General features: G+C 64.3%; 1 protein-coding gene and 1 pseudogene. Both read left to right on the top strand.

Annotated features, from left to right (window positions below; genetic code table 11):
• Positions 1–116 precede the first annotated feature (116 nt).
• Positions 117–218, top strand: a pseudogene (locus PY310_RS21405) (DNA-processing protein DprA); the annotation flags it as partial.
• 574 nt (positions 219–792) lie between these two features.
• Positions 793–1,855: ParB/RepB/Spo0J family partition protein (locus tag PY310_RS21410; protein ID WP_275216642.1), on the top strand; the 1,063-nt coding region annotated here is incomplete at its 3' end.

Below are 1,855 nucleotides of genomic sequence, written 5' to 3' on the forward strand. Positions count from 1 at the left end.
CAGGGGCAATCATGGGAGCACCCTATGGGCAGCCACTGACAGCGAAGCTGACGTGTCCACCACAAAGAAGAACCAACCAATCACTGACAATCGAGGACGCTGTTCCATGACTACAGATAAACAGCGCAAACTCCGCAGGATGCCACCGGCTCCTCAAAGAAGGCGGCGCCGTACTGGTGACCGACGCGGCCGAACTCACCGAACTGCTCGCCAGCTAAACCACAGCAGTGGCCGGCCTCGCGGGGCCGGTCACCGCGGGCGGTCCGCCGCCCCTGGGCTGGCCCGGGTGCGTGGTCGCCGGCGGCGGACCGCCATACCGCAGGCTCCAGGTGCGGGGGCGCCTGCCGCCGGCGGCAGGCCCATATGCCGCACAAGCATTCTCCCTGGTCCCGGGGGATGTTCGCCAGGGCTCACCCCCAGAAGGGCGTCCGCTGGCGCGGCCGGCTGTTGGTCCAGGGCGCGCCGTCGCAGAGCTCCGGACCCCCTGAACCTGGTCTGTCTACGACGTTTTGTGGCTGCTGTCCTTCGGATTGTACGTACCCGCTCCGGCCCCTCTAGCCCCTGTCGTTCCTCCGGGGCCTGCGCCCCGGAAAGTCTTCTCCGGCGCTCGTTCCTCGCTGATTTCCTTTCGAAGATTTTCAGGGTCTTGCCCTAACGGGTAGACGGGCTCTCCACGGGCACAGCTCCGCAAGCTTCGCCAGCAGCCAAAAAACAACGGGGGGAGAGGGGACGCTGGCCGGTCACCACGAGCCGCCCCACCCACCGAACTTCTCGGCAAGAAGGAGCAACACCATGAACGCAACACCCACGCTTGAAATGATCGACCCGGCAACCCTGACCGTTGACGTGAACGTGCGCAAGGACGCGGCGCTGACCGCTGATTTCATCGCCAGCATCAAGGAACACGGGGTGATGGAACCGGTGATCGCGCACCGCAAAGAGGACGGCACCGTGCACGTCCTGATGGGCCAGCGCCGCACCCGAGCCGCCGTCGAAGCCGCCCGGCCCCTCATCCCGGTCATGATCATCGAGTCCCCGGAAGAAGCAGAACGCATCGTGACGCAGGTCGTGGAAAACATCCAACGCGCCGAACTGACCGAAGCGGACGAGGCCGACGCCTACCACCAGCTCTCCCTCATCGGCGTCTCCGCCGCCGCGATCGCCAAGAAAACCGGACGGACCAAAACCACCGTCGAAAGCGCCCTCAAAGCCAAATCCACCGACGCCGGAGCCGCAGCCCTGGGCAAAGGCTGCACTGTGGAGGAAGCCCTGATTCTGGCCGAATTCGAGTCAGACGCCGACGCGACCGAGGAACTGGAATCAGTCATCAAGGACGAACCCGACATGCTCGCCCACGTCACCCAGCAGTTGCGCGACAAGCGCGACCGCGCCGCCGCACTCGCCGCCCTCACCAAGGAACTGGAAACGGCAGGAACCACCGTGGTGGAGTCAGCCGGGTACGACGGCGACAGTGAGAACGTCAGGGTCTCCTCGCTGAACCGCGCCGACGGCGAATCGGCCACCGACGAGGACGCCAACGCCGTGGCTATCACCACCAGCTACAACGGCACGCACAGCACCGTCCCGGTCATTGCCGGATGGAAGGAGCTCGGCTACACCCTCCGCTACAGCGGCTATGGCACATCATCAGCCCCCAAGGGCCCGATGAACGAGGAGCAGAAGGCCGAACGGAAGACCCTGATCGAAAACAACAAACTGATGCAGTCAGTCCTGTTAACTGAACTTCATCGTAGAGTCTGGATCAGGGTTCTCCGGAGAGGTGGTACTCATGGACGACGTGCGGCTCAAACTGCTCGAGGGACGGACTGGCCTACTGGCAATAGGCGCCGTGGTC

It is taken from the genome of Pseudarthrobacter naphthalenicus (assembly GCF_029076445.1).
GTDB lineage: Bacteria > Actinomycetota > Actinomycetes > Actinomycetales > Micrococcaceae > Arthrobacter > Arthrobacter naphthalenicus.